Raw genomic sequence first — 24,451 nt, 5'->3', positions numbered from 1 at the left:
GCATGAAGGGATTACGACGGTTACTGGCCGCTACCCTGGCCACGTTCGGCTTGTTGGTTTCACCCGTTCCGGTATTCGCTGCCCAGGCGCCGATTCACTTTGCCGACCTGAATTGGGAAAGTGGCAGCCTGATCACCGAGATTCTGCGGATCATCGTCGAGCAGGGCTACGGCTTGCCGACCGATACCTTGCCGGGGACGACCATCACCCTGGAAACCGCGTTGGCCAACAATGACATTCAGGTCATTGGCGAAGAGTGGGCGGGCCGCAGTCCGGTTTGGGTCAAGGCTGAGGCCGAGGGCAAAGTCGCGAGCCTGGGCGATACGGTCAAGGGCGCCACCGAGGGCTGGTGGGTGCCGGAATACGTGATCAAGGGCGACCCGGCCAAGGGCATCAAGCCGCTGGCGCCGGGGCTGCGCAGTGTCAGTGATCTGCCGCGCTACAAGGATGTGTTCAAAGACCCGGAAACCCCGAGCAAGGGGCGCTTCCTGAACAGCCCGATCGGCTGGACGTCGGAGGTGGTCAACAAGCAGAAGCTCAAGGCCTATGGGCTGAACGACAGCTACGTGAACTTTCGCAGTGGTTCGGGGGCGGCGCTGGACGCAGAGATCAGTTCGTCGATTCGTCGCGGCAAACCAGTCCTGTTCTATTACTGGTCACCGACGCCATTGCTCGGCCGTTTCAAGCTGATTCAACTGCAAGAGCCGCCATTCGACGCCGAAGCCTGGAAAACCCTGACCGAGGCCGACAACCCTAATCCGAAGCCGACTCGCTCACTGCCCTCGAAGCTGTCCATCGGTGTGTCCGCGCCGTTCCAGAAACAGTACCCGCAGCTCACCGAGTTCTTCAGCAAGGTCGATTTACCGATCGAAGCGTTGAACAAGGCCCTGGCGGACATGAGTGAAAAACACACCCCGCCACGTCAAGCGGCCGAGGCGTTCATGAAGGCGAACCCGCAGATGTGGCAGGCCTGGGTACCCAAGGATGTGGCGGATAAAGTCGCTGCCCAGCTGAAATAAACTGCTCGGGTGTACATAAAACCCGTAGAAGCCTGCGATCTTTTGATTTTGCCGTTGGAAGCAAAGTCAAAAGATTGCAGGCTTCGCCAGCTTGTGCCTGGCGCTTTTAAAATCGCGCAAGGAAGTTCATTCTTCTGCAACATTTCACACGGGACGTCTGAATATGAGCCTTTTGGTCGCGCAATGGATTGCTGCAATCTTTCTAGTCATCAGCCTGATCCACCTGTATTGGGCGGCGGGTGGCAAGTGGGGTAGCGAGGCGGTGATACCGAGCGTACCCGGGGAGGGCGGTGAGGCATCAAGGCCGGCGTTCAAGCCATCGGGCTTTGGCACGCTGCTAGTGGCGGTGGGTTTGCTGCTGATTGCGATGTTGGTGTGCCTGCGGGTCGGGCTGTATCTGCCCACGGTGCATCACTGGTCGTTGCAATGGGTGATTAGCGCGATTGCGCTGCTGATGTTCGCTCGGGCGATCGGCGATTCGAATCTGGTGGGGTTCTTCAAGCAGGTCAAGGATTCGAAGTTTGCCCGGCTCGACACTTGGGCGTATTCGCCGTTGTGCGTGGTGTTGGGGGCCGGGTTGCTGACAGTGGCCTGGGTCTGAAAAGCTTCGCGGGCAAGCCAATCAACACAAATCCTCGAACTAACTCCCGGTTTCCGTGCGCCGACTACTCACTTCCGCCGGCACATCATCCCCTGCCATGCGCTTGCGGAACAGCGCCGCCCGGGCGAGCAGCAGCGTGGTCACCGGCATCGTGATCGATAACAGAATCGGAATCAGCCAGGCGTGCAACACCGGCCCCGACTTGAGCGCCGAAAAGTAAATGATCGAAGCCAGTGCCACGCACCACGCACCCAATGTCGAGGCCAGCGCTGGCGGGTGCATGCGCTGGAAGTAATCCTTCATCCGCAGCAGCCCGACCGCGCCGATCAGTGCAAACAGACTGCTGAGCACCAGCAGAATCGCCACCGGTATTTCCACCCACAAAGACAGTTCAGCGCTCATTCGATCACCTCGCCGCGCAACAGAAATTTAGCCAGGGCAAACGAGCCGACGAAGCCGAACAGCGCGATCAGCAGCGCCGCCTCGAAGTAAGTGTCACTGGCATAACGAATGCCCAGCGCGAGCATCATCAGCATGGCGATGATGTACAGGTAATCCAGGGCCAGAACCCGGTCCTGGGCCGACGGGCCCTTGAACAGGCGGATCAGGGTCAGAATCATCGCCAGCGAAAAGATGAACAGACTCCACAGGATCGCGTTCGACAGCAATTCGCTCATTCGAAGATCTCCATCAGGGGGCGCTCGTAGGTCGCCTTGAAGTGCTGGATGAATTGGTTTTCGTCATCCAGATCGAAGACGTGTAGCAACAGAATGCTGCGATCCAGCGCCAGTTCCGACCAGACCGTGCCGGGAATCACCGTGCAGATGATCGACAGCGCCGCCAGACCGTTGGCATCGCGCAAGTCCAGCGGCACCTTGATGAACCGCGAGCGAGGCGCACGCCGCCCGGCATTGAGTACGCCCCAGGCCACGGCGAGGTTGGACACCAGCACATCGCGCCCAACCAGCAAGAACAAACGTAAAATCACCCCAGGGCGACGAATGCGGATCGGCAATGGTCGCAACTTGCGCATCATCAGCGGAGCGCAGAAGCCCAATACCGCGCCCAACAGCAAATTGCCCGGGCTCATCGACAGGTTCAACAGCAGCCACAGCAGCCACAGGGACAACGACAGCCACGGCGCAGGAAACAGGCGCTTCATGGTTGCACCTCCACCAGTACCGCGCTGGCTTCAGGGCTCGGTACCGCACGGGTGCCGAGCACCGCCATCACGTATTGCTGAGGGTTATTCAATGCTTGAGCGGCGGCCTGGGTGTAGCGCAGCAGCGGTTCAGCCTTGAACGTCAGCGCGATGCTCAGCCCCAGCAGCACCATGATCGGCACGCATTCCAGGCGGCGCAGCAAGGGCGACGGTCGCTCTTGCGGGGTCCAGAAACGCTGGATGCCCAAACGCGAGAAAGCGATCAACGAGGCCAATCCGGACAGGATCAACAACGCCAGCAACCCCCACGCGCCGTTCGATACCGGCTCGTCGCTGCCATGACCCAGGCCCAGCGGGTTGAGCAGGGCGCTGAGCAGGCTGAGTTTGCCGATGAATCCGGAGAGCGGCGGCATGCCGATGATCAGCAAGGCGCAAGCGATGAAGCTCAGGCCAAGGAAAGCCATGGTCCAGGGAATCACCTGGCCGACCACGGCTTTCTGGTCGTCATCGAGGTTGAAGCCTTTGGCCGGCTGCAAGGATTCCAGGGGCCGTGGCAGCAGCTCGCCGTCATCGTCCAGTGGCATTTCGTTGGCCGAACGCGAACGCTCGATCAACTCCGCCAGCAGGAACAGCGCGCTCAAGGCCAGGGTCGAGCTGACCAGATAAAACAGCGCCGCGCCGATCAGGTTCGGCTGGGCGAAACCGATGGCCGACAACAAAATGCCTGCCGACACCAGAATGCTCAGGCTGGCCATGCGCTCCAGGCGTTGCGCGGCGAGGATCGCCACGGCGGCGCAGACGATGGTCGCCATGCCGCCATAGATCAGCCAGTCGCCACCGAAGTACGCGGAGGCCCCGGCCTGACCGGAGAACAGCAACGTCCACAGGCGTAGCAGGGTGTAGACGCCGACCTTGGTCATGATCGCGAACATCGCCGCTACCGGCGCGCTGGCCGCGGAATAGGCCGGCACCAGCCAGAAGTTCAGCGGCCACATCCCGGCCTTGGCCAGGAACGCCACCGCCAGAATCGCCGCGCCGGCATGCAGCAGGCCGCGATCGGCTTCCGGCACCAGCGGGATTTTCAGCGCCAGGTCGGCCATGTTCAGTGTGCCGGTAACGCCGTAGATCAGCGCCGCGCCAATCAGGAACAGCGACGAGGCCAGCAGGTTGATCGAGATGTAATGCAGCCCCGACGACACCCGCGCCCGACCCGAACCGTGCAGCATCAGCCCGTAAGAGGCGGCGAGCAGTACTTCGAAAAACACGAACAGGTTGAACAGGTCCGCCGTGAGGAAGGCGCCGTACAGGCCCATCAGCTGAATCTGGAACAGTGCGTGGAAACTCGAACCGGCGCCGTCCCAGCGGGCCATGGCGAACAGCAGGGCGCTGACGCCGATGATCCCGGTCAGCACCAGCATCAACGCCGACAGGCGATCGACCACCAGCACGATACCGAACGGCGCCTGCCAGTTGCCCGGCAGGTACACGCCAATGGAGCCAGGCACGCCGGTGGTTTGCGTCCATTGCAGCAACATCACGGCAATGCCCAGCCCCAACAGGCTGGAGAACAGATTGATCTTGGCCTTCAGTGGGCGGTGTTTTTCGCCCAGCATCAGCATCACGGCGGCAGTCAGCAGCGGCAGCAGGATCGGTGCGACGATCAAGTGAGTCATCGCCATCATTCTTTAGGCTCCCGGCCATCTACATGGTCGGTGCCGGTCAGGCCCCGGGAGGCGAGCAGCACCACCAGGAACAGTGCGGTCATGGCGAAACTGATGACGATCGCGGTCAGCACCAGCGCTTGCGGCAGCGGGTCGGTGTAGTGCAGCAAATCCTGAGGCACGCCGTCTTTGATGTTCGGCTCCTTGCCGATGAACAGGCTGCCCATGCTGAAGATGAACAGGTTGACGCCGTAGGACAGCAGGCACAGGCCCATGACCACCTGGAACGTCCGTGGCCGCAGTATCAGCCATACGCCAGACGCAGCCAGCACACCGATGGCGATTGCGATGACTTCTTCCATCAGATGGCTCCTTGGGTGACAACGGCTTTGGCCGCGGGCCTGATTTGCGCGCTGGTTTTATGACCGCGTACCGATTGGTGGGCGAGGGCGGTGAGGATCAACAGCGTCGAACCGACCACCACGGCGTACACGCCAATGTCGAAGAACAGCGCGCTGGCGATATGAATGTCACCCAGCAGCGGCAGCTCGAAATGCCAGGTGTGGGTGGTCAGGAACGGATACCCGACCGCCATCGCCCCGAGCCCGGTAACGGTGGCGAACAACAGCCCGGTGCCCATCCAGCGCAGCGGCCGCAGGCTCATTTGCGCCTCGACCCACTGGGTGCCGGCGACCATGTATTGCAGGATGAACGCCACCGACATCACCAGTCCGGCGACGAAACCGCCACCCGGCTGGTTGTGCCCGCGCAGGAACAGATAGAAGGAGATCACCAGGGCGATCGGCAACAGCAGGCGCACCAGCACCGCCGGCACCATCATGAACCCGAGCGCGGTGTCGCTGGCATGACGCGGGTTGACCAGATCGGTGACCACATCGGGTGCCAGCAGACGCTGTTGGGCCGGCAGTTGCAGGCTTTCTTTCGGAGGGCGGAAGCGTCGCAGCAGGGCGAACACCGCCAGGGCCACTGCCACCAGCACGGTGATTTCACCGAGGGTGTCGAAGCCACGGAAATCCACCAACATTACGTTGACCACGTTGCTGCCGCCGCCTTCGGGCAGGGCGCGACTGAGGTAGAACGAGGAAATGTCGTTGGGCGTCTGGCGGGTCAGCATCGCGTAGGACAACAGCGCCATGCCGCCACCGACCGCTGTCGATAGCAGCAAGTCGCGAACCCGCCGTACCCGCGCCTTGCGCAGGCTGCTCGGCAACGGTGACACCTCTTCGATCCGTCGCGGCAGCCAGCGCAGGCCGAGCAGGATCAGCACCATGGTCACCACTTCGACCACCAGTTGCGTCAGGGCGAGGTCCGGCGCCGAGAACCAGACGAAGGTCACGCAGGTCATCAGGCCGCAGACACTGACCATGGTCAGGGCCGCGAGCCGGTGATACTTGGCTTGCCACGCCGCGCCGAGTGCACAGGCAATCGCCAGCAGCCAGAGGATCACGAACACGATCGAGCCCGGAATTTTCGCCCGGTCACCCCAGCTCAGGCTGCTGTGCAGCATCGGGATCACCCCGGCCAGTACGGCGGCGAGCACCACCAGAAACAGTTGGGTTTGCAGGCGCCGGGTGCTGATCCGCCGCTCCAGACGACGGGCCAGACGCATCATGACCACCAGGCTGCGCTCGAACAGGCGCTTGCCGTTGAAGCGGTTGATCACCGGCGGGTGCATGAAACGCCCGCGCTTGAGCTGATTGCGCAGCAACAGGTAGAGCACGATGCCGCCGGACATGGCGATCAGGCTCATGATCATCGGTGCGTTCCAGCCGTGCCAGATTGCCAGGCTGTATTCGGGCAGCGTGCCGCCCACCACCGGTAACGCCGCCGCCGCGAGCAGCGGGCCGACCACTTGCGCTGGGAAAATCCCCACCACAAGGCAGGTAAACACCAGCAACTCCACCGGCGCGCGCATCCAGCGCGGCGGCTCGTGTGGAGTGTGCGGCAGGTCGGTGGCGGTCGGGCCGAAGAACACGTCGACGGTGAAACGCAGGGAGTAAGCGACGCTGAACGTCCCGGCGATGGTCGCGACGATCGGCAGGGTCATCTCGATCCAGGCCGTGGCGTTGATGAACACTGTTTCGGCGAAGAACATCTCTTTCGACAGGAAACCGTTGAGCAGCGGCACGCCGGCCATGGAGGCGCTGGCGACCATGGCCAGGGTGGCGGTGAACGGGATCAGTTTGACCAGGCCGCTGAGTTTGCGAATGTCCCGGGTGCCGCTTTCGTGGTCGATGATCCCGGCGGCCATGAACAGCGAGGCCTTGAACGTGGCGTGGTTGAGAATGTGGAACACCGCAGCCACGGCGGCCAGTGGACTATTCAGGCCCAGCAGCAGGGTGATCAGGCCCAGGTGGCTGATGGTCGAGTAGGCCAGCAGGCCCTTGAGGTCATTCTGGAACATCGCGCAATACGCGCCGAGCAACAGGGTGCAGGCGCCGGCCCCGCTGACGATGTAGAACCATTCTTCACTGCCGGACAGCGACGGCCACAGGCGCGCGAGCAGGAACACCCCGGCCTTGACCATGGTCGCCGAGTGCAGATACGCCGAGACCGGGGTCGGTGCCGCCATCGCGTGGGGCAACCAGAAGTGGAAGGGAAATTGCGCACTTTTGCTCAGGGCGCCGATCAGGATCAGGGGCAGCAGAATAGGGTAGAGGGCATGCGCGCGAATCAGATCGCCGGCGGCCAGGACCTTGTCCAGGTCATAGCTGCCGACCACATGGCCGAGCAGCATCACCCCCGCCAGCAAACACAAACCGCCCGCGCCGGTGACCATCAACGCCATGTAGGCACCCCGTCGCGCATCGGCGCGGTGGTGCCAGTAGCCGATCAACAGGAACGAGAAGAGGCTGGTCAGCTCCCAGAAAAACACAATCTGGATCAGGTTGCCGGAGATCACCAACCCCAGCATGGCGCCCATGAACGCCAGGAAAAACGCAAAGAAGCGCGGCACCGGATCGTCCGGTGACATGTAATAACGGGCGTACAACGAAACCAGCGTGCCGATGCCCAGCACCAGCATCGAGAACAGCCAGGCGAAACCGTCCATGCGCAGCACGAAGTTCAGGCCCAGGCTGGGGAGCCAGAAGAACTCTTCACGGATCACGCCGCCATGGGCGATTTGCGGGTACAAGAGGGCGACCTGGACGGTGCCGATCAAGGCAACCAGGCCAGCCAACAGCGATTCGGTATTACGCGCGTTGTGCGGCAGCAAGGCTGCCAGACAGCTGCCGATAAAAGGCGGAAGCAGTAGAACTATCAGGGACATAGGCTTCTAATCTGCGGAAGTTTGTGAAGCATCATACGTGCCAGCTCCCCGATCACCAAACGCCAAGCTGTCGCAGAATCCTACAAGATAGACGCAGAAACCCTGATTCACATTGTTTCAGAGAGCCGGTTCGATCATTCCTACGCTCTGCGTGGGAATGATCAGTGCTCGGCTTCGCTTTCCAGGGCTTCATCAACCTCGGCAGCCGCCTTACCCTTGGTCTTCAACTCACTGACAATCACCGCCGCCACAATCAACCCGGCTCCAACCAGCGCAATCGCCGGCAAGCGTTCCCCGGCAATCCGCCCGACAATCCCGGCCCACACCGGCTCCCCGGCATAGATCAACGTTGCCCGAGTCGGCGAAACACTCTTCTGCGCCCAATTCATCGCCACCTGAATCGCCGCACTCGCCGCGCCTAATCCCAAAGCGCTGCACAACAGCAACCACGAGAAGTCGGGAATCACTTCCTGGGTCGGCACCACCATCAGGAACGACAGCACCGACGTGGTTGCCAATTGCACCACCGTCACCCGGCGCACGTCGACCTGGCCGGCATAGGTGCTGATCAGAATGATTTCCGCGGCAATCGCCACGGCACTGATCAATGTGGCGATTTCACCGGGGCTGAAATTGAACGAAGCACCGGAAGGCCCCGACAGCAACATCAGACCGGTGAAGGCCAGCATGATCCCGATGCTCGGCATCAACCCCGGACGACGCCCCAGCACCAGCCATTGCAGCAATGGCACGAACGGCACATACAGCGCGGTAATAAACGCCGACTGACTGCTGGGAATGCTCTGCAAACCCACGGTCTGCAAGCCGTAACCAAGCATGATCGCCACGCCGATAAACGCCCCGGCCTTGAGTTCGAACAGCGTCAGTTCACGCAGATGGCGCCAGGAGAACAGCGCCACAAGGCTCGCCGCCGCGGCAAAACGCAGCCCGACGAAGAACATTGGCCCGCTGACGGTCATCGCATGCTGCACCAGCAAAAAGGTCCCGCCCCAAACCATGGTAATCAGCACCAGCACGCACTCGGCCTTGCTGAACCGGGAGAAACGGGGGGAAGTATGAGAAGCGTTCATTGACGTCATGACCTTGCGCGCCATCTGAGGGAGACGCACAATGCGCCCGAAGTTGGGCAGTATACTGCGCAACGCTACCCAGTGAGCAATATAGTGCACAAAGATTCCACCCAACGGGCTTCGGTCCTCCAGCACGTCAGCCTGAACGTGCGACGCCTGCGCCACGCCGCCGACATGAGCCAGAGCGCACTGGCCGAAAAGTCCGGGGTCAGCCGCCGGATGCTGGTGGCCATCGAGGCTGGCGAGAAGAACGTCAGCCTGACCACGCTCGACCGCGTGGCCGAAGCGCTGGACGTGGCCTTCAGCGACCTGATCCAGGCCCCCGACGCTCGCGACCCGAGCCGCATCAACGAATTGGCCTGGGCCGGTACGATCCCGGGCAGTAAAGCGGTGCTGCTGGCCAAAGCCACCGCCACCCGCGAAGTAGAGCTGTGGGAATGGCGCCTGGAACCGGGCGAGCATTACCCCTCGGAGCCGGATGCCGAAGGCTACAGCGAACAGCTTTATGTGTTCGAAGGTTGCCTGACCCTGATGCTTGGCGGTCAGCCGCAGAAAATTGCGGCTGGCGAGTTCTTTATGTTTGCCAGTCATCAACCGCATTCTTATCGCAATGATGGGGACGTGGCGGCGCGGTTTGTGCGTAATGTGGTGATCTGACCGTTAATCACCGCTCATCGGAAATGAGCCCATACCTGTTGTTTCTGACAGTAGACATTCACCTCGTTCGAAGGCCAAATCGGAACAGCGCTGTTAGGTGCTGCAACAATCATTGTCGCGTAAGGCGATGACGTTGATTCGAACTAGGGAGAGTTGGATATGGCGTATGAATTAAAACGAGTAGTTCCTAAAGCGAACCTGTCACCAGCCTCCATCCTCCAAGCGAAGGATGGGGTGATTTCGAGAACTGATGTAAAGAATGGAGGAACCCTCCGTGTGCCAGCGATTGAAGAGGCTAAAGTTGGTGACAATTTGTACGTTTTCGTCGCTGGAAATGGGAAGTTTTTTGCATCTGTGACATACAATGATGTGAATCTCGGTAAGCCTCTTGAGTTCAGTATTTTGTATGAGGTTTTTTCGGAAGGTCATACGATTGTCGCGGACTATATTTTTGTACAGGGGGGAAATGAATACTTTTCTCCTCCGGCAGAATATGAGCTGAAAGATTGACTCAACCGTTAAAGCGTTGTTTGCCGATCCGATGCCTGATTCAGAGTTTGAGTCTTTTGGATTGGCTTTTTTATTGTTTGCTGTTCGCTCATCAATAGTGAAAGAATCATTTGTCCTGTTCTTACAGGCGAGTGTTGTAAGAGTTTGCTCGTAAACTATTAAAATATCGAAACGTGTACTTTTGGCACAACTCCTGCAAAAGCCCTGTATTCATCAAAGTCCCGGAGGCGGCCCACACCTGCGATTGCCGGAGATTCATCCGAGGAGTGGTTATCGAGTTTTGGCGGGGTTATCGCACCAGGAGAATGGTGTCTGCCTAGACGCCATCGCGGACAAGCCCGCGAAGGCAATTGAGCTGGCGCGCTACAAATGTTGTGTCCTGACGCTGTGTCTCCCGCTCCAACTCTTCCGCAGGTGCCGCAACCCCTTACCTTGGTCTTCAGCTCAGTCACAGTTACGGCCGCCACCTGTTCGCAGGCTGCCTGACGTTGATGCTGGGCGATTAGCCGCATGGAATTATCACGGGTGAGTTCTTCATGTTTGCCAGTCATCAACCGCATTCCTATCGTAATGATAGAGATGTGGCAGCACAGTTTGTGCGTAATGTGGTGATTTGATTTCAGGCCTGATGCGATCTCTATAAGTTGTACAGACCTGCTAGTTCTGACAGTAGACAAGTCCTGTGGGCGGGCGCCCAATAGAAGCGCACTGATGTACTCACAATGGTCATTGCCAATCGCGGCGATGATGCTACCCAAAGTAGGGAGAGTTTAGGTATGACTTATGAACTGAAAGAAATCCTAATTGATCCGGAATTGCCGGCTTCCACTATCCTTCAGGCAGAAGGGGCGGTTATTTACAGAGAAGCGGTAGTGAATGGCGGCACGCTCCAAGTGCCTGTTATTTCGCAGGCCAAGGCCGGCGACACACTAAACGTTCAGCTAAAGGCTTACGGCACATGGTCTACTGAATTGGTATTTAACGAGGTTAACCTGGGTAAGCCACTGAATTTCAACGTAGAGGGCCGATCGTTTTCTCAGGGGGATTCAGCAGTTGCCAGTTATTCGTTGACTCGAGGTGCGAACAGGTTTTTTTCACCAGAGACGATTTATGAATTGAAAGACTGATCGCCCCATAGGCGATTGGCTGCACCCTTCGCCGATCCAGCACTTAACAATGGGCCTGATGACAGATTCTGTCTGGCGAGTGTCGATTTGTTATTGCGTCATCTGGATCGGCTTTTCGTAGATTGAATATTGCCAGGCACTACTGTCCGCCTATCAACAGCTATCAAACAGTTTGCTGTCTTTCTGTAGGGGAAACCTCTCAGGGCAGTTCGGTAACCTGTTGAAATTACGCAATTCCTTTTCAGGCATGACTTCTGCAACAGGCTCTGGGTACTCACCCGGAACCACGGAGTCGGCCCATGACAGCCTCTGCCCAATCCCCTCGCACCGCCCACGTCATCCACTCGGACGCCGAAGCCATCGCCGTCGCTCACAAGCTCAGCTCGCCGCACACTTTGCCATCGAGGCCAGCCTCCGCGACCGCGAGTGACGCCTGCCAATCGCCGAACGATCAAGTTTCTCGGCCGCGATACTGTGGGGGGCGATCCGAGTGTTCGCGTGCGCCAGGGCATGGTGCATGTCCTGGAGGACCGGTACGTATTCGCGCAACTGACGGTGGGGGACATCCTGCGCAGTGGTAGCTTCGTTCGCGGTCTGAGCCGCAAGGACCTGGCGGCGGATCTGGAGCGCATCTACGCCTGGTTTCCACGCCTGAAAACCAAACGCAAAACCCAGGCCGGGCTGACTTCCGGTGGCGAACAGCAAATGGTCGCCATCGGCCACGCGTTGATGACTCGTCCTACTTTGGTACTGCTCGATGAGCCTTCCATGGGTTTGGCGCCTATTATCGTCCAGGAAATTTTCGACATCGTCGCGCAACTCAATCGAGACGAGCAGGTGAGCTTCCCGATTGCCGAGCAAAATATTAACGTGGCACTCAAGTACGCCTCACAGGCCTACGTCCTCGATACCGGTCGCGTGGTGCTGTCCGGTGCCACCGATGAGTTACTGGCACGGGGCGATCTGCACGACTTCTATCTAGGTAAACAGTGACCAGTGAGAACGCCATGACTGACACCCCAAACGCCATCCGTCACGCTGACATCCTGATCATTGGCGGCGGCTTGAGCGGCGCGATGCTGGCGGCGCAGTTGTTGCGGTTGCCCGGTCAGCGCCGGATTCTGGTGATCGAGCCGCGAGCAGAACTGGGCCGTGGCGAAGCCTATAGCGCGGTGGAGCTGGGCCATACGCTCAACGGTAACGCGGCGCGTATGAGCGTCGACCCGGACAACGCCGATGACCTGACCCAATGGCTGACCGAACACATCGCCGCCGGTGGCTGGCCGGAGTCGGATCAGCAGCATGTGCCGGTCAGTGAACTGTTTCCGCCGCGCGGGCTGTTCGGCGTTTATGTGCAACAGCGCCTGGCCGAAGCGCAGGCGGTGGGCGTGTTGAAGGGTTCGAGTGTCGAGCATGTGCGGGCCGAAGTGGTGGACCTGCAGACCTCTGCCGACTCTGTGCAACTGACCTTGAACGATGGCCAGCATCTGCAAGGCGCATTCGCGGTGCTCGCTACCGGCATGTTCCCGGCAGCACGCACGCCGCAGACCGAGTCCAGCGGTTTGAATGCGGCTGCACTCGACCCGTGGGATGTGGCCGCCATGCGTCAGCTCGACCCGCAGTCGACGGTGCTGATCATCGGCTCGGGGCTGACCATGGTCGATGCCGTGGTGTCGCTGGAGCAGGCCGGGCATCGTGGGCCGATCGAAGTGTTCTCCCGTCATGGTTTGCTGCCGCATGTGCGCCGACAACCGCCGGCGTGGGTGGATTTTCTCGCCGAGGACCACAGTATTCGCACACCACGTCAGTTGGTGCGCGAACTGCGCCGGCATTGTCGCGATGCCATTGCTCAAGGCATCGACTGGCAAGCGCCGCTGGACACGGTGCGGGCCCACATCGGACGGTTGTGGAGTCAGGCGACGGATCGGCAACGCCGGCAATTTGTGCGGCATGTACGGCCATGGTGGGAAAGCCATCACCATCGCTCGCCGCCGTTGAGTGCCGAGTTGGTGGCGCGGCTGCATGGGGAAGGGCGGTTGCGGATTCATGCCGCATCGTTCAAGGGGCTCGAGCCTGCGTCGGACGGTGAGGTCAGCATCCGCATTCGTCGTCGTGGTGAGGCGCAAACCTGCGTGGTGCATGGCGCGGCGCTGATCAACTCCAGCGGCATCGAATACGACTGGCGCCGGGTGGCGCGGCCGTTGCCCCAGCAATTGCTCGCTCGCGGGCTGGTACGGCCGGGGCCATTGGCGCTGGGCATTGCCGCGGCGGTGGATGGCGCGGTACTGGGTGCCGACGGGCAGGTCGCCAGCCGTTTGTTCGCCATGGGGCCGCCGTTGCGCGGCATGTGGTGGGAGAGTACAGCGGTGACCGACGTGGCGAGCCAGGCCAAATCTCTTGCGGCGCGGTTGGCGGATTGATCGAGAGTTGGAGGGGGGGCTTTTGGGCCTTGTCGCGAGCAGGTTCGCTTGCACCTGTTTGATCTGCGATGTTCGTAAAAAATCGGTTCACAGCAGCCCCCTCGCCACCCATGTGCAATGCAAGGGCTTTGGTGCTTATCCCGTCCAATCTTGAATGACTGCACCGAAGACGCCATCGAGCCCGTCGCGTCGTTCAGTGGCTCTGACGCAGCTGATAATAATTTTCCTGTCGGCTGAATCTTTCAAAATGTGTGCGGTCTGTTTCACGCCAATGATGGCTGTTGTCACTTGGCCAGTATTTCTGACATCAATTTCAGGGTGACTACGACCCTTCCTCTGCGGGCATCAATCTGCGCCCTCAGCACTTATGACATGGAGCGTTATGTTTATCTCCCCACGGATGTGGCCGGTGCTGTGCGCGCTATTGTTTGGCATCGGTACGCAGAGCAATGCCTATGGCGCCAGCCTGCCAACGCCGGGCGACCAGGACTTGATCCGCGATCGCCAGAACCGCCTGATTGAAGAACAGCAGCGTCGACTGGAAGAACTCAAGGAACTGCCGGGCAAGCCAACAGTGCCCGCAACACCGGCCGCCCCGGTGGATACACGTTGCTTTCCGATCAAAGACATCGAACTCAAGGGCGCCGACAGTCTGTCCGCTGCCGACCGCGAGCGCTTGCTCAAGCCTTATATCGGTCAATGCCTGGGCGTCTCGCAACTCAACGAATTGCTGAAGGTCATCACCGACCATTACATCGGCAAGGGCATGATCACCAGCCGCGCTTACTTGCCGCAGCAAGACCTCTCCAGCGGCCACTTAAGTGTGTTTGTAGTCGAGGGCAAACTCGAGGGTTTGAAGGGGGCTGACGACAGCCATATCTCCGATCGGGAACTGTCCATGACCTTCCCCGGTAAAACGGGTGAATTGCTCAATCTGCGTGAAATAGAACAACTGGTGGATCAGTTGAACCGCTTGCCCTCCAATCAGGCGCAAATGGAACTGACCCCCGGCGTTCAGGTCGGCGGCAGTAGCGTGCTGGTCAAGAACACCCCACAGAAGCCTTGGCGTGCCAGCCTGTCGCGTAACAACGACGGTCAGAAAAGCACCGGTGAACAGCAGTGGGGAGCAGGCCTGGAGTGGGACAGCCCGCTGGGGCTGGCCGACCAGTTGATGTTGCGCGGCGGCCATGACGCGGTGAGCGATCACCAGAAAACCTCGAAAAACGCCATGCTCTATTACAACGTGCCTTGGGGCTGGTGGAACTTCAGTTATACCTACAGCCAGAGCGAATACCGCTCCCAGGCCCAAGGCAATGGTTTCAACTTCAGCCAGAGCGGCGACAGCGAGAGTCATCAATTGCGCGCCGAGCGCCTCGTCCATCGCGATGCGGTGAGCAAAACCTCGATCAATGCCGGCTTCTCCCACCTGCGCACCAACAACTACATCGAAGACAGCCGCCTGGATAACAGCAGCCAGCGGATTACCGAAGCCCAGCTGGGTATCAACCACGGTCGGCGTATCGGCCATTCGTTCGTCAACCTGGACCTGGGCATGCAGCAGGGCATCGGCGCGCTGGATGCGCAAGGCAACGACCAGCGTCGTGATGCGGCCGGCAACCTTACCGCCAACGCACGCTATCGAAAGTACACCGCCACGGCCAGTTACCTGTTGCCGTTCAACTGGCTGGGTGAGTCCTTCACGTTCAGCAGCCTCGCCACGGGCCAGCGCAGTGAAGACGTGCTGTTCAGCCCGCAACGCATCAGCCTGGGTGGCAGCTCATCGGTGCGTGGCTACAAAGACCAGTTTTTATCCGGGGACAGCGGCGGCTACTGGCGCAACGAACTGCGCTGGACCCGCCCGGTGACCGTCGATTGGCTACGCCCGGTCCTGAGCGAGTACGGCACCAGTGTCGGCTATGACCAAGGCGTGATCAGCAATGACCGATACAACGGCGAAGTGCATGGCCGAATGTCCAGCAACTCTCTGGAGATCTTCGCCCGTGGCAAGTACCTCGCCACTCGCGTGACCTTCGCCCACTCGCTGGAACGCCCCACCGTGCTCACCGAGCGCGAGGCGCCGATCTATTTCCAGGTCGACCTGTTTCTCTAACTAATTTGTCGTTGCGTCGGGATTTTTGAATATGGACGTTCACCAGTTTGCCTTTCTGTCCCGCCAGCCTTCGGCTGCCGTGGCCCCTCGCACGCACTTCCTGGGCATGTCCAAACGCTGGCTGGCATTGCTGCTGGCGAACGTCATGTTCTGGCAGCCGATCTGGGCCCAGGCCGAGGGCATCGCCGTCAGCGGCGGTACTCAGACCAGCCTGGGGCAGGCCGGCAACGGCGTACCGGTGATCAACATTGCCGCGCCCAACGGCGCCGGGCTTTCGCACAACCAGTTCAAGGATTACAACGTCGGTCAACAGGGCGTGATCCTCAACAACGCGACAAACGCGGTGCAGAACACCCAGTTGGGTGGCCACATTCTGGGCAACAGCCAGCTCGGTGGACGGGCAGCCGGCACCATCCTCAACGAAGTCAACGGCGGTAGTCCCAGCCAGCTCAACGGCTATATCGAAGTGGCAGGCCAGTCAGCGCGGGTCATCATTGCCAACCCTTACGGCGTGAGCTGTAACGGTTGCGGCTTTATCAACACGCCGCGCGTGACCCTCAGCACCGGCAAGCCTGTACTCGACGGCAGCGGCAAGCTTGATCACTTCGAGGTGGATGGCGGCAGCATCACCATCGATGGCATGGGGCTTGATGCGGCCAACATTGATCAATTCGACCTGATTACCCGTTCGGCGAAGATCAACGCAGACATCCATGCCCGGCAATTGAATGTCATCACCGGTGCCAACAACGTCAACGCCGACAGCCTGGCCACCACGCCTCGCGCGGCCCGTGATGCCGACAAGCCTCAACTGGCAATCGATGCGGCGGCGCTGGGCGGGATGTATGCCAATACCATCAAACTGATGGGTACCGAGCAGGGTGTCGGGGTCAAGCTGGCGGGCAACATGGCTGCCAGTGCCGGCGATATTCAAATCGATGCCGGCGGCCATCTGAGCATGGCGCAGACATCGGCCCAAGGTGCCTTGCGGGTCAACGCGCAAAGTGTCGAGATGACCGGCAAGGCTTACGCCGACAGTGTCGATGTGCGCACGCCCGGCGAGCTGGTCAACCGGCAGAGCCTGGCCGCACGCAACCGCATCGACATCAATGCCGACAAACTCAGTAACTCCGGCGTGATTGCCGCGGGCATTGAAGCCGATAACAGCCGCAACACCACGGGTGACCTGAGCATCACCAGCCCCTCGGTGACCAACAGCGGCAGCCTCGAAGCCAGTCGCTCGTTGAGTATCCGTGCGAGCAAAGACCTGACCAATCAGGGCGTGGTTCAGGGCGCGGCGGTCGATCTGACCAGCGCCCGGGTGACCAACCAGGGCACCGCCGCGCGAATCGTCGGTGACCGCTCGCTGGTGCTCAATGCGCCGGCCATCGTCAACCTGGCAGGGGTGATCGGTTTTGGCGCGGGGCAGGCGGCGTCCTTGCAACTCGACAGCCTGGACAACCGCGAAGGCTTGATCCAGGTGCTGGGCGGAAGCCTGACAATCACCGCTCGCCAGCTGGATAACCGTAATGGGCAAATCGACGCTGGCGACCTCATTGTCGATACCGCCACGCTGGATAATCGCTCTGGCCTGCTGTCTGCCAGCGCCGGCAATGCGCAGGTGAACATCCGCGGCAGGTTCGACAACACTTCGGGCACTCTTCAGGCGCAAAACAAACTGTCAGTCACGGGCCAGGAGGTCATCAACCAGGGCGGCAGGCTACTGGCGGTCAAAGGTGACCTCGATCTGAAAGCTTCGAGCCTCAATAACCAGCTCGGCAGCGTGCTGGGGTCCAAGGTCAGCATTCGCGCGCCGGGTGGCCAGGTTGACAACCGCGGCGGGAAAATCGTCGGCGAGCGCATTGATCTGAACGCCTCGGGGCTCGACAACCGCAACGCAGGGCTGCTGGCGGCAGGCGCCCAGGGCATGAGCCTGATTTTCGATCCGGCGGCCATCAAGGCGCAGCTGCTCAATAACAAAGGGCGCATTCAGAGCGACGGCGGCCTTTTGCTGCAAGGTGGCTGGCTGGACAACAGCGCCGGCACGGTGCTCGGTAAAACCATCGAGGTTGATGCTCAACGCCTGGTCAACAACGGCGGCATGCTCCTCGCCGACGCAGGGCTTGCCAGCCTGAAGCTCGGCAAGGGCAGCATCGACAACCTTGGCGGTGCGATCCAGGGCAACACCGTCGAGGTGACCGCCGGCAATCTCGATAACCGCCGCGACGGCACCAAGGCCGGCATGATCGCCAGCCTGAAGGGCGAACTGAAGCTGACCGTCGATTCGCTGATCAACCAGGGTGGCCTGATCGAATCCAATAGCTGGCTGACACTTCAGGGCGATACGCTGGATAACAGCGCTTCGGGGCGGATCCGTGCGCTGGGCAACAAGGCCAGTACGCTTCGCGCCTCGCCAGACGACATCAGCACCGTCGACTTCAACGGCGCCGTCAATAACCGCAACGGCACCATCGAGGTGGGCAACACATCGTTCAGTTTTGAATCCCGCTCGCTGGATAACCGAGGCGGGACCCTCGAACACGCCAACTCCGGGTTATTTACCCTGCACCTCGATAGCCTGACCGGGGCCGGTGGCGGGATCACCGGCCTGGGCAGTGGCGACTGGAACTTTGGCGCGGTGGATGGGCTGGGTCGTGCACAGCTCGACGAGGCGCTGACGTACACCAGCGATTCGCTGACGCTGCGGTCCGGCGATCGCCTGGCCAGCAGCACCGCTCTGGTGCTCAACCTTGAAAGCCTGAACAACGGCGGCGAGTTGCTCAGCGACGGCGACCTCACGCTGAACCTTACGGGCGATCTGCTCAACAGCGGTCGGTTATCCGCACAAAAGAAACTCGGCATCACCGCCCATGACATCAGTCAGGACGGCGGACGCATGGGCGCGGGCACCGACATACGCCTCAACCTGAGCGGTACGCTGGATAACCTCGGTTACCTGACTGCACGCCAGAACCTGCGCATCGACGCGGCGCAAATCGACAACCGCGGCACACTGGGTGCCCAAGGCAAGGTCAACCTCACCGCCACCGGCGGCATCACCAACGGTGCCGATGCATTGCTGTTCAGCGGTAGTGACATGACCCTGCGCGCCAGTAGCCTGCTCAACCGGTATGGCGACCTCTACAGCGTCGGCAACCTGAGCTTCGCCGGTATCGGTGACAGTCAGGCGCAAAGCTTGCGCAACCTCTCCGGGACGATTGAAAGCGAAGGCAACATCAGCCTTTATGCCGCCTCGCTGGAAAACGCCAAGGCCGAATTCGAACTGAGCCAGGAGCGGGTGAGCGGCACCTTGAACTGGGTGTGCGGCCAACACTGCGGCGGTCATGACTCCTTCAAACGCGGCCAGATCACCATCGGCCAAACGTTCATCGAGCGCGCCACCAAGGACTCTGCTTCGGCGCGTCTGGTTGCCGGCAAAGACCTCAACATCCAGGCCTCAAGCGTGCAGAACCGCTACAGCCTGCTGGCCGCCAACAACAACCTGACCATCATTGCCGATGACCTGCTCAATCAGGGCGCGTCCACCCGCACCGGGCAGAACACCATCAAGATCGGTACGCCGGGGCGCATTTCCACCGGCTACTGGGACCAGATGGAGTACGTCGACATCCCGGCCTTCAACGCGGCCGTGGCCGCCGGCAACTACGATGATGCCCGCTTCGAGTTGCTGAAATCTCGCTCCAGTGACAGCCGCTTCCAGGAGCAAAGCAACGTCACCGTCTGGACCGACAATCTTCAGCCGACCTACGCCGCGACGATTCAGGCCGGCGGCACCGTCAACCTGAACGTCACGCGCACCGTGCAAAACGGAACGCTGCACCAGAACACGCTTGAACAACTGACCGGCACGCTGGGCGATGACCAGACCGGTGTCGGGGTCGGCGGGATCGATATCAACCTCAACCCGCAGGTGAGCGATGCCGGCGCAGTGACCAGCAAGCGTATCGCGACGGACAGCAGCGTACAGAGCGTCTTTAAACCGGTGGATTACAGCGGCATCCCGTTCATCTCCGTGGACCCTACGTCCGGGCCCACCTTCCAGCTGCCCAACGGCGAGTACGGGATGTTCATCAAGAACCCCGATCCGACCAGTCACTACATGATCGAAACCAACCCGAACCTCACGAACCTGTCGCGGTTCTTTGGTTCGGACTACCTGCTCAAGCAGTTGAACGTCAACGCCGACGGCAATTGGCGCCGACTCGGTGATGGCCTGTACGAGCAGCGCCTGATTCGCGATGCGGTGCTGGCGCAGACTGGCCAGCGTTTTCTCGCCAGCGGCTTGACCAGCGATTATGAGCAATACCGTTACTTGATGGACAACGCCCTCGCCAGCAAGGACGCGCTGCGTCTAAGCCTTGGCGTCTCGTTGACGGGTGAGCAAGTCAGCGCGCTGACCCATGACATCGTCTGGATGGAAAATCGCATCGTCGACGGGCAAAAAGTCCTCGTGCCAGTGCTGTACCTGGCCCAGACCTCCACCCGCAACGTACGTGGCAGCAGCCTGGTCCAGGGCCGTGACCTGAACCTGTTCACCGGCGGCGATCTGATCAACGTCGGCACACTGCGCGCCAGCAACAACCTCAACATCCAAAGCGCCGGCAGCGTCTATCAGGGCGGGCTGGTCGAGGCCGGCAACGACCTGCAAATGCTGGCGCAAGACAGCATTCGCAACGCCATGGCCGGCGAGATCCGCGCCAGCCAGGTCAGCCTTGTCGCGCTCAGGGGCGACATCATCAACGACCGCACCGCAATCCGGGTTCGCGACGGCGCCGGCATGCGCACCCTGACCGACGCGGGCAGCCGCATCAGCGCCCGGGAAAACCTGGCCGTTGTGACCGGCCGCGACCTGACCAGCCACGGCGCAATAAGCAGTGGCGGCAACGCGACCCTGACGGCGGGCCGGGACATCAACCTGGCGGCCAAAACCGACGCCAGCGAGAAGCATGAATTCAGCGACGGCGGCCACAAGTCGAGCATCACCACTGATGTGAAAAACCTCGCCGCGACCGTTACTGTCGGCGGCAACCTGACCGTGGATGCGGGCCGCGACGTCAATGTCATTGCCAGCCAAGTCAAGGCCGGGAACAACCTGAACATCAAGGCCGGCCAAGACTTCAACGTGACCTCTGCTGACGACATTCACAACGTCGAGAGCAAAACCAAGGACGGCAAAAAACGCATCACCGAAGAAAACGACCGCACCACCCAGGTCGCCAGCATCCTAAGCGCGGGCAATAACTTCAACGCCCAGGCGGCTCGCGACACCAACCTCATCGCCAGCAAGATCATCGCCGGCAACGAAGCGTATCTGTACAGCGGCAACAAGCTGAACCTGCTGGCGGCGCAGAACAGCACGCACACGCTGTATGACATGAAGGAGAAGGGGAACTGGGGGGCGAAGAAGGCTCAGCGCGATGAGGTGACGCAGATCACCCATGTGGGTACCGAAATCAACACCGGCGGCAATCTCACCCTCGCCAGTGCCGGTGATCAGCGCTACCAGGTTGCCAAGCTCAACAGTGGCAAAGACCTGATCCTTGAAAGTGGCGGCGCCATCACGTTTGAGGGGGTCAAGGACTACCACGACGAAAGCCACACCAAGAGCAAGAGCGACCTGGCCTGGACCAGCTCCAAGGGCAAGGGCAATACCGATGAAACGTTGCGTCAGAGCACGCTGGTTGCCCAGGGTGCCTTGGCCGTTCGGGCTGTCGATGGGCTGAAAATCGACATCAAACAGATCAATCAAAACACCGTCAGCCAGACCATCGATGCGATGGTCAAGGCTGACCCGCAACTGGCCTGGATCAAGGAAGCGGAAAAACGCGGCGACGTGGACTGGCGCCAGGTGAAGGAGGTGCATGACTCCTTCAAGTACAGCCACTCCAGCCTGGGCCAGGGCGCGATGCTGGCGATCATCATCGTCGTGACGATCCTCACCGCAGGTGCGGCCAGTGGCCTGGCGGGCGCGGCGGCGGGGGCTCAGGCTGGCACTGCCTCCGCGATGGCGGCGGCGACGACGGCCGAGGCCGTGGCCGCCGGGGCGACCTATGTTGGGGCAGGCTGGGGTAACGTCATTGCGACGGCGGCGATGACGTCCATGGCCAGTACGGGTGCTGTCAGCGTAATCAACAACAAGGGCAATCTGGGCGCGGCTGTTAAAGATACGTTCAGCAGCGACAGCCTGAAAAATGCTGCCATTTCCGGGATGGTCGCAGGGTTTACCACCGGCGTGATCGACCCGAAATTGGGCGGGACAACCAAGCCTTACAACAGCATCACCAAGGGTTTCGACTTATCCACCCTTGAGGGCATAGGTGGTTTCGCCGTGCATGCCGGCGCACAAGGCGTTACCTCGGGCGTGGTCAAAACCGCGGTCAACGGTGGCAGCCTGGGCGACAACCTGGTCGATGAACTTGTGACCCAGGCCGGGACCGTTGCCGCGGCGGTGGGGTTCAGCCAGGTCGGCAGCTTCGCCCAAAAAGAGTACCTCAAAGCTGCGGCCAATAAAGACTCGGTCGGCATGGCACTGTGGGCCGAGGGTGGCGCCGGAAGAACCGCGCTGCACGCCATGATGGGTGGCGCGATGTCCTCAGCCACGGGCGGCGACTTCGCGACCGGTGCGGTGGCCGCCGGTGCCAGCCAGGCCATGGCTGGCGCCTTGAATGATGTCTTCAGCAAGCAGCCGGAATATCGCGAGGCCGCCGCACAAATCGTCGGCCTGACCGCCGCCGGTCTTGCTGGTAAAGACGTTGAGAAAGCGGCCTGGGTTTCGCTGATGGCCGATCAGTACAACCGCCAACTTCATCCAGACGAAATTCCGCTTCTGAAGAAACAGGCTGACAGTCTGGCGAAGGAAGCCGGACTCAGCCCTGCAGAAGCGGAAAGACGCCTGGCCAAAGCGCTGGTTTATTACACCGACAAAGATTGGAACGGCGTGCTGAGTGGCCAAGGTGCCGCGCCCGATGCCCTGACGGTGAAGCATTTGGGCATCGCGCTGGCACCGCTGGGCGCCACGTACGCACCCGCAGCAGCGACGGATATTCCGGCAACCGGTCCCGAGAAAACCTACACCCCCACCGAAACCGCCGCGTTAATCGCCAACTACAGCAGCACCCATGCGGCGCAGTACGCGGACAACTCTATCAACGTCGTCAACCTGCAGGGCTTCTACGCGGGTGATCTCAGTGGTGAATACGCCAACTTCTACCGCAAGAACCTGGCTGTCAGCCCGGGCCTGACAGATTGGGGCACGGTAACCGGCAGCGCCCAAGGCACGGGAAAGGCATTGTCCGAGGCGGCGGGTTCGGCGTGGGCCTTGCTGAGCAACCCGGTGCAAGGCAGCGAACAAATCGCCAATGGCCTGGTCGGGCTGACCAAACATCCGCTGGACTCGTTGATGAGCAGCGTCGAGGCGAGCCAAACCAAAGCGGCGTTGGCAAGCCTGTACGACATGCAGGGCAACACCGCCGCCAGCGCCGCGATCCGTGCGCAAAGCGATGTTGAATTTGCATTGAACTTCCTTCCGGTGAACCGGGTTAAGACGCTGGCCAAGTTGGGGGCGGAGAGTGCGGTCGTTAAAGCCGCTGACAATGTTGTACTTCCAGCGGGTTATCGTGAGGGTAGTTCAGCAGGAGCGGCATTTAACGAGACGGGGGTTCTGCCGGATGGCTATCGTCGGGTCGTTAATACCAGGACCGGTAATACTGAAGTCGTCGGCTCTGATGGTGTCTTTTATTACGAAACCGCCGAGGGTGGACTGAGGCCGAAGGCTGGGGGTAATCTGGCGGAGTTGGTGGCGGCTGAGGCGAAGATTGCGGGAGCAAAAGGGGAAATAGTTGGCGCTCTAGACCCTGTCCAAGCAGCACGCCAACGTCAGGCTGCTATGCTTGAAGAAAATCAAGGTTTCAATGCGAGCCCCATTGGTTGGGATAGCTATCCGACCATTGGTCGTAACGGAACTTATATAACTGATAGAGAGGCAATTTCTAGTATTACCGGGCCGCTGAATATAGGAGGAGAGACGGTGATAACTAGGTCGCAGGCAACTCAGCTTGAGCAGGCAATGGGGTTGCAACCGGGTTCTATGGGTAATGGATTCAAGGTGCGCCAAGTGGATGGAATTACAGAAATGTCTCCGAATAGCCCTCTGCAGGGAAATGAATACTTTCAAGGTGCAGGTCAGCATCTTCCAGGAGGTGGCCCGGAGATGGTTATTGAATCAATTCCGACGATTGATTCAGCGAAAGTGAAAACCATTACTACGGTGATAGTGAAATGAGTTCTGTGAAATCTATTACGAAAGCCTTTGTTTCTGAAGGAGCGTTATCGGAAATAGTAGTAAAGGTAATAGATGATAGTGTGGTTGAGCTACTAGTAGGCCTTGGGTTTGTCGTAGTGCCAGACAAAGAACAAAAAACACTATCATTAATTGCTCCCGATCAAGACTTTAAGATAAGGCTATTCGCAAAATTACGAGATGAGGGAGTTTGCTTTTCCGGTGGTCCAGATTGGTGTCCCGCCGACGTGTTTGAGTTTTTAAGAGATCAAAAAATGCTGACTGGGTTTTATCGAAAGATAGTATGGGGTGGACCTAAAAATCCAAAAATAATAGAAAATTGTTAGCTGTAAAATATTTAAAGTTCAGTTGGTGCAAAAGGAACCACTGCAACAAGTGAGGCAGCAAATGTTAATGCTCAAGCTGCTTTAAGGGCAAAGCTTTCAGGGTTGCAGAAAGCACAACAGACAGCCGCTGTCACGAGGACACTCCCTGATGGGCG

16 protein-coding genes and 3 pseudogenes are annotated in these 24,451 nt (G+C 60.0%); 12 read left to right on the top strand and 7 right to left on the bottom strand.

Going from position 1 to position 24,451, the window contains the following annotated elements; all coding sequences use genetic code 11:
• Nucleotides 1-2 precede the first annotated feature (2 nt).
• Both JUI81_RS28830 and JUI81_RS28825 read left to right on the top strand, forming a co-directional pair.
• A complete protein-coding gene (locus JUI81_RS28830) occupies nucleotides 3-1,019 on the top strand; it encodes an ABC transporter substrate-binding protein (protein ID WP_019582682.1) in 1,017 nt (338 codons plus the stop codon).
• A 163-nt stretch (nucleotides 1,020-1,182) separates the two neighbouring features.
• A complete protein-coding gene (locus tag JUI81_RS28825) occupies nucleotides 1,183-1,620 on the top strand; it encodes a DUF3995 domain-containing protein (RefSeq protein WP_204125506.1) in 438 nt (145 codons plus the stop codon).
• Between the two features lie 39 nt (nucleotides 1,621-1,659).
• Here the strand turns inward: JUI81_RS28825 and JUI81_RS28820 are convergent, their stop codons facing one another.
• From JUI81_RS28820 to JUI81_RS28790, 7 genes are all read right to left on the bottom strand, one after another.
• Complete coding sequence (locus tag JUI81_RS28820; protein ID WP_204125505.1) at nucleotides 1,660-2,022, bottom strand: Na+/H+ antiporter subunit G; 363 nt, start codon at nucleotides 2,020-2,022, stop codon at nucleotides 1,660-1,662.
• The gene (locus JUI81_RS28815; protein ID WP_204125504.1) at nucleotides 2,019-2,297 is read right to left on the bottom strand and encodes a K+/H+ antiporter subunit F; all 279 of its coding nucleotides are present in this window, start codon (nucleotides 2,295-2,297) and stop codon (nucleotides 2,019-2,021) included. The genes JUI81_RS28820 and JUI81_RS28815 overlap by 4 nt, the downstream gene beginning before the upstream one ends.
• Nucleotides 2,294-2,782 carry a Na+/H+ antiporter subunit E gene (locus JUI81_RS28810; protein WP_204125503.1) on the bottom strand — a complete coding sequence of 163 codons (489 nt, stop codon included), beginning with the start codon at nucleotides 2,780-2,782 and terminating at the stop codon, nucleotides 2,294-2,296. Before JUI81_RS28810 ends, JUI81_RS28815 begins: the two co-directional genes overlap by 4 nt.
• Nucleotides 2,779-4,464 carry a monovalent cation/H+ antiporter subunit D gene (locus JUI81_RS28805; RefSeq protein ID WP_204125502.1) on the bottom strand — a complete coding sequence of 562 codons (1,686 nt, stop codon included), beginning with the start codon at nucleotides 4,462-4,464 and terminating at the stop codon, nucleotides 2,779-2,781. Before JUI81_RS28805 ends, JUI81_RS28810 begins: the two co-directional genes overlap by 4 nt.
• Nucleotides 4,461-4,805: a Na+/H+ antiporter subunit C gene (locus JUI81_RS28800; RefSeq protein WP_007935994.1), complete on the bottom strand. Its 345-nt coding sequence runs from the start codon at nucleotides 4,803-4,805 to the stop codon at nucleotides 4,461-4,463. The genes JUI81_RS28805 and JUI81_RS28800 overlap by 4 nt, the downstream gene beginning before the upstream one ends.
• A complete protein-coding gene (locus JUI81_RS28795) occupies nucleotides 4,805-7,735 on the bottom strand; it encodes a monovalent cation/H+ antiporter subunit A (protein ID WP_204125501.1) in 2,931 nt (976 codons plus the stop codon). Before JUI81_RS28795 ends, JUI81_RS28800 begins: the two co-directional genes overlap by 1 nt.
• 161 nt (nucleotides 7,736-7,896) lie before the next feature.
• Entirely contained in the window at nucleotides 7,897-8,925 is a 1,029-nt protein-coding gene (locus JUI81_RS28790; protein ID WP_019582676.1) for a DMT family transporter, read from the bottom strand.
• On the opposite strand from JUI81_RS28790, the gene JUI81_RS28785 reads away from it, so the two are divergent.
• The 10 genes and pseudogenes from JUI81_RS28785 to JUI81_RS28745 all read left to right on the top strand — a co-directional run bounded on the left by JUI81_RS28785 (nucleotide 8,920) and on the right by JUI81_RS28745 (nucleotide 24,296).
• Nucleotides 8,920-9,483: a helix-turn-helix domain-containing protein gene (locus JUI81_RS28785; RefSeq protein WP_018928010.1), complete on the top strand. Its 564-nt coding sequence runs from the start codon at nucleotides 8,920-8,922 to the stop codon at nucleotides 9,481-9,483. The genes JUI81_RS28790 and JUI81_RS28785 overlap by 6 nt on opposite strands.
• Nucleotides 9,484-9,642: 159 nt before the next feature.
• Nucleotides 9,643-9,993: a hypothetical protein gene (locus JUI81_RS28780; protein ID WP_204125500.1), complete on the top strand. Its 351-nt coding sequence runs from the start codon at nucleotides 9,643-9,645 to the stop codon at nucleotides 9,991-9,993.
• Nucleotides 9,994-10,460: 467 nt separating this feature from the next.
• A pseudogene (locus tag JUI81_RS28775) lies at nucleotides 10,461-10,610 on the top strand (Cro/Cl family transcriptional regulator); the annotation flags it as partial.
• 159 nt (nucleotides 10,611-10,769) lie between these two features.
• Nucleotides 10,770-11,120, top strand: a complete 351-nt coding sequence (locus JUI81_RS28770; protein WP_026331963.1) for a hypothetical protein — start codon at nucleotides 10,770-10,772, stop codon at nucleotides 11,118-11,120.
• 299 nt (nucleotides 11,121-11,419) lie between these two features.
• A pseudogene (locus JUI81_RS32065) lies at nucleotides 11,420-11,547 on the top strand (SfnB family sulfur acquisition oxidoreductase); the annotation flags it as partial.
• A gap of 11 nt (nucleotides 11,548-11,558) precedes the next feature.
• Nucleotides 11,559-12,113, top strand: a pseudogene (locus JUI81_RS28765) (ABC transporter ATP-binding protein); the annotation flags it as partial.
• A 14-nt stretch (nucleotides 12,114-12,127) separates the two neighbouring features.
• The gene (locus JUI81_RS28760) at nucleotides 12,128-13,540 is read left to right on the top strand and encodes an FAD/NAD(P)-binding protein (RefSeq protein ID WP_019582671.1); all 1,413 of its coding nucleotides are present in this window, start codon (nucleotides 12,128-12,130) and stop codon (nucleotides 13,538-13,540) included.
• Nucleotides 13,541-13,922: 382 nt separating this feature from the next.
• A complete protein-coding gene (locus tag JUI81_RS28755) occupies nucleotides 13,923-15,650 on the top strand; it encodes a ShlB/FhaC/HecB family hemolysin secretion/activation protein (RefSeq protein ID WP_371929196.1) in 1,728 nt (575 codons plus the stop codon).
• Nucleotides 15,651-15,681: 31 nt separating this feature from the next.
• Nucleotides 15,682-23,952: a DUF637 domain-containing protein gene (locus JUI81_RS28750; RefSeq protein WP_204125499.1), complete on the top strand. Its 8,271-nt coding sequence runs from the start codon at nucleotides 15,682-15,684 to the stop codon at nucleotides 23,950-23,952.
• Nucleotides 23,949-24,296 (top strand): hypothetical protein, encoded by a 348-nt coding sequence (locus JUI81_RS28745; protein WP_155954664.1) that lies wholly within the window; start codon nucleotides 23,949-23,951, stop codon nucleotides 24,294-24,296. Before JUI81_RS28750 ends, JUI81_RS28745 begins: the two co-directional genes overlap by 4 nt.
• Nucleotides 24,297-24,451 lie beyond the last annotated feature (155 nt).

The sequence above is a fragment of the Pseudomonas sp. 008 genome (assembly GCF_016861935.1).
Lineage (GTDB): Bacteria > Pseudomonadota > Gammaproteobacteria > Pseudomonadales > Pseudomonadaceae > Aquipseudomonas.
Note: the sequence above shows the minus strand (reverse complement) of the source record. Positions and strands in the feature narration are given on the sequence as shown.

Coding starts and splice junctions, on each gene's coding strand:
- JUI81_RS28830 (WP_019582682.1), top strand. CDS start 3: ATGAAGGGATTACGACGGTTACTGGCCGCTACCCTGGCCACGTTCGGC.
- JUI81_RS28825 (WP_204125506.1), top strand. CDS start 1,183: ATGAGCCTTTTGGTCGCGCAATGGATTGCTGCAATCTTTCTAGTCATC.
- JUI81_RS28820 (WP_204125505.1), bottom strand. CDS start 2,022: ATGAGCGCTGAACTGTCTTTGTGGGTGGAAATACCGGTGGCGATTCTG.
- JUI81_RS28815 (WP_204125504.1), bottom strand. CDS start 2,297: ATGAGCGAATTGCTGTCGAACGCGATCCTGTGGAGTCTGTTCATCTTT.
- JUI81_RS28810 (WP_204125503.1), bottom strand. CDS start 2,782: ATGAAGCGCCTGTTTCCTGCGCCGTGGCTGTCGTTGTCCCTGTGGCTG.
- JUI81_RS28805 (WP_204125502.1), bottom strand. CDS start 4,464: ATGATGGCGATGACTCACTTGATCGTCGCACCGATCCTGCTGCCGCTG.
- JUI81_RS28800 (WP_007935994.1), bottom strand. CDS start 4,805: ATGGAAGAAGTCATCGCAATCGCCATCGGTGTGCTGGCTGCGTCTGGC.
- JUI81_RS28795 (WP_204125501.1), bottom strand. CDS start 7,735: ATGTCCCTGATAGTTCTACTGCTTCCGCCTTTTATCGGCAGCTGTCTG.
- JUI81_RS28780 (WP_204125500.1), top strand. CDS start 9,643: ATGGCGTATGAATTAAAACGAGTAGTTCCTAAAGCGAACCTGTCACCA.
- JUI81_RS28770 (WP_026331963.1), top strand. CDS start 10,770: ATGACTTATGAACTGAAAGAAATCCTAATTGATCCGGAATTGCCGGCT.
- JUI81_RS28760 (WP_019582671.1), top strand. CDS start 12,128: ATGACTGACACCCCAAACGCCATCCGTCACGCTGACATCCTGATCATT.
- JUI81_RS28755 (WP_371929196.1), top strand. CDS start 13,923: ATGTTTATCTCCCCACGGATGTGGCCGGTGCTGTGCGCGCTATTGTTT.
- JUI81_RS28750 (WP_204125499.1), top strand. CDS start 15,682: ATGGACGTTCACCAGTTTGCCTTTCTGTCCCGCCAGCCTTCGGCTGCC.
- JUI81_RS28745 (WP_155954664.1), top strand. CDS start 23,949: ATGAGTTCTGTGAAATCTATTACGAAAGCCTTTGTTTCTGAAGGAGCG.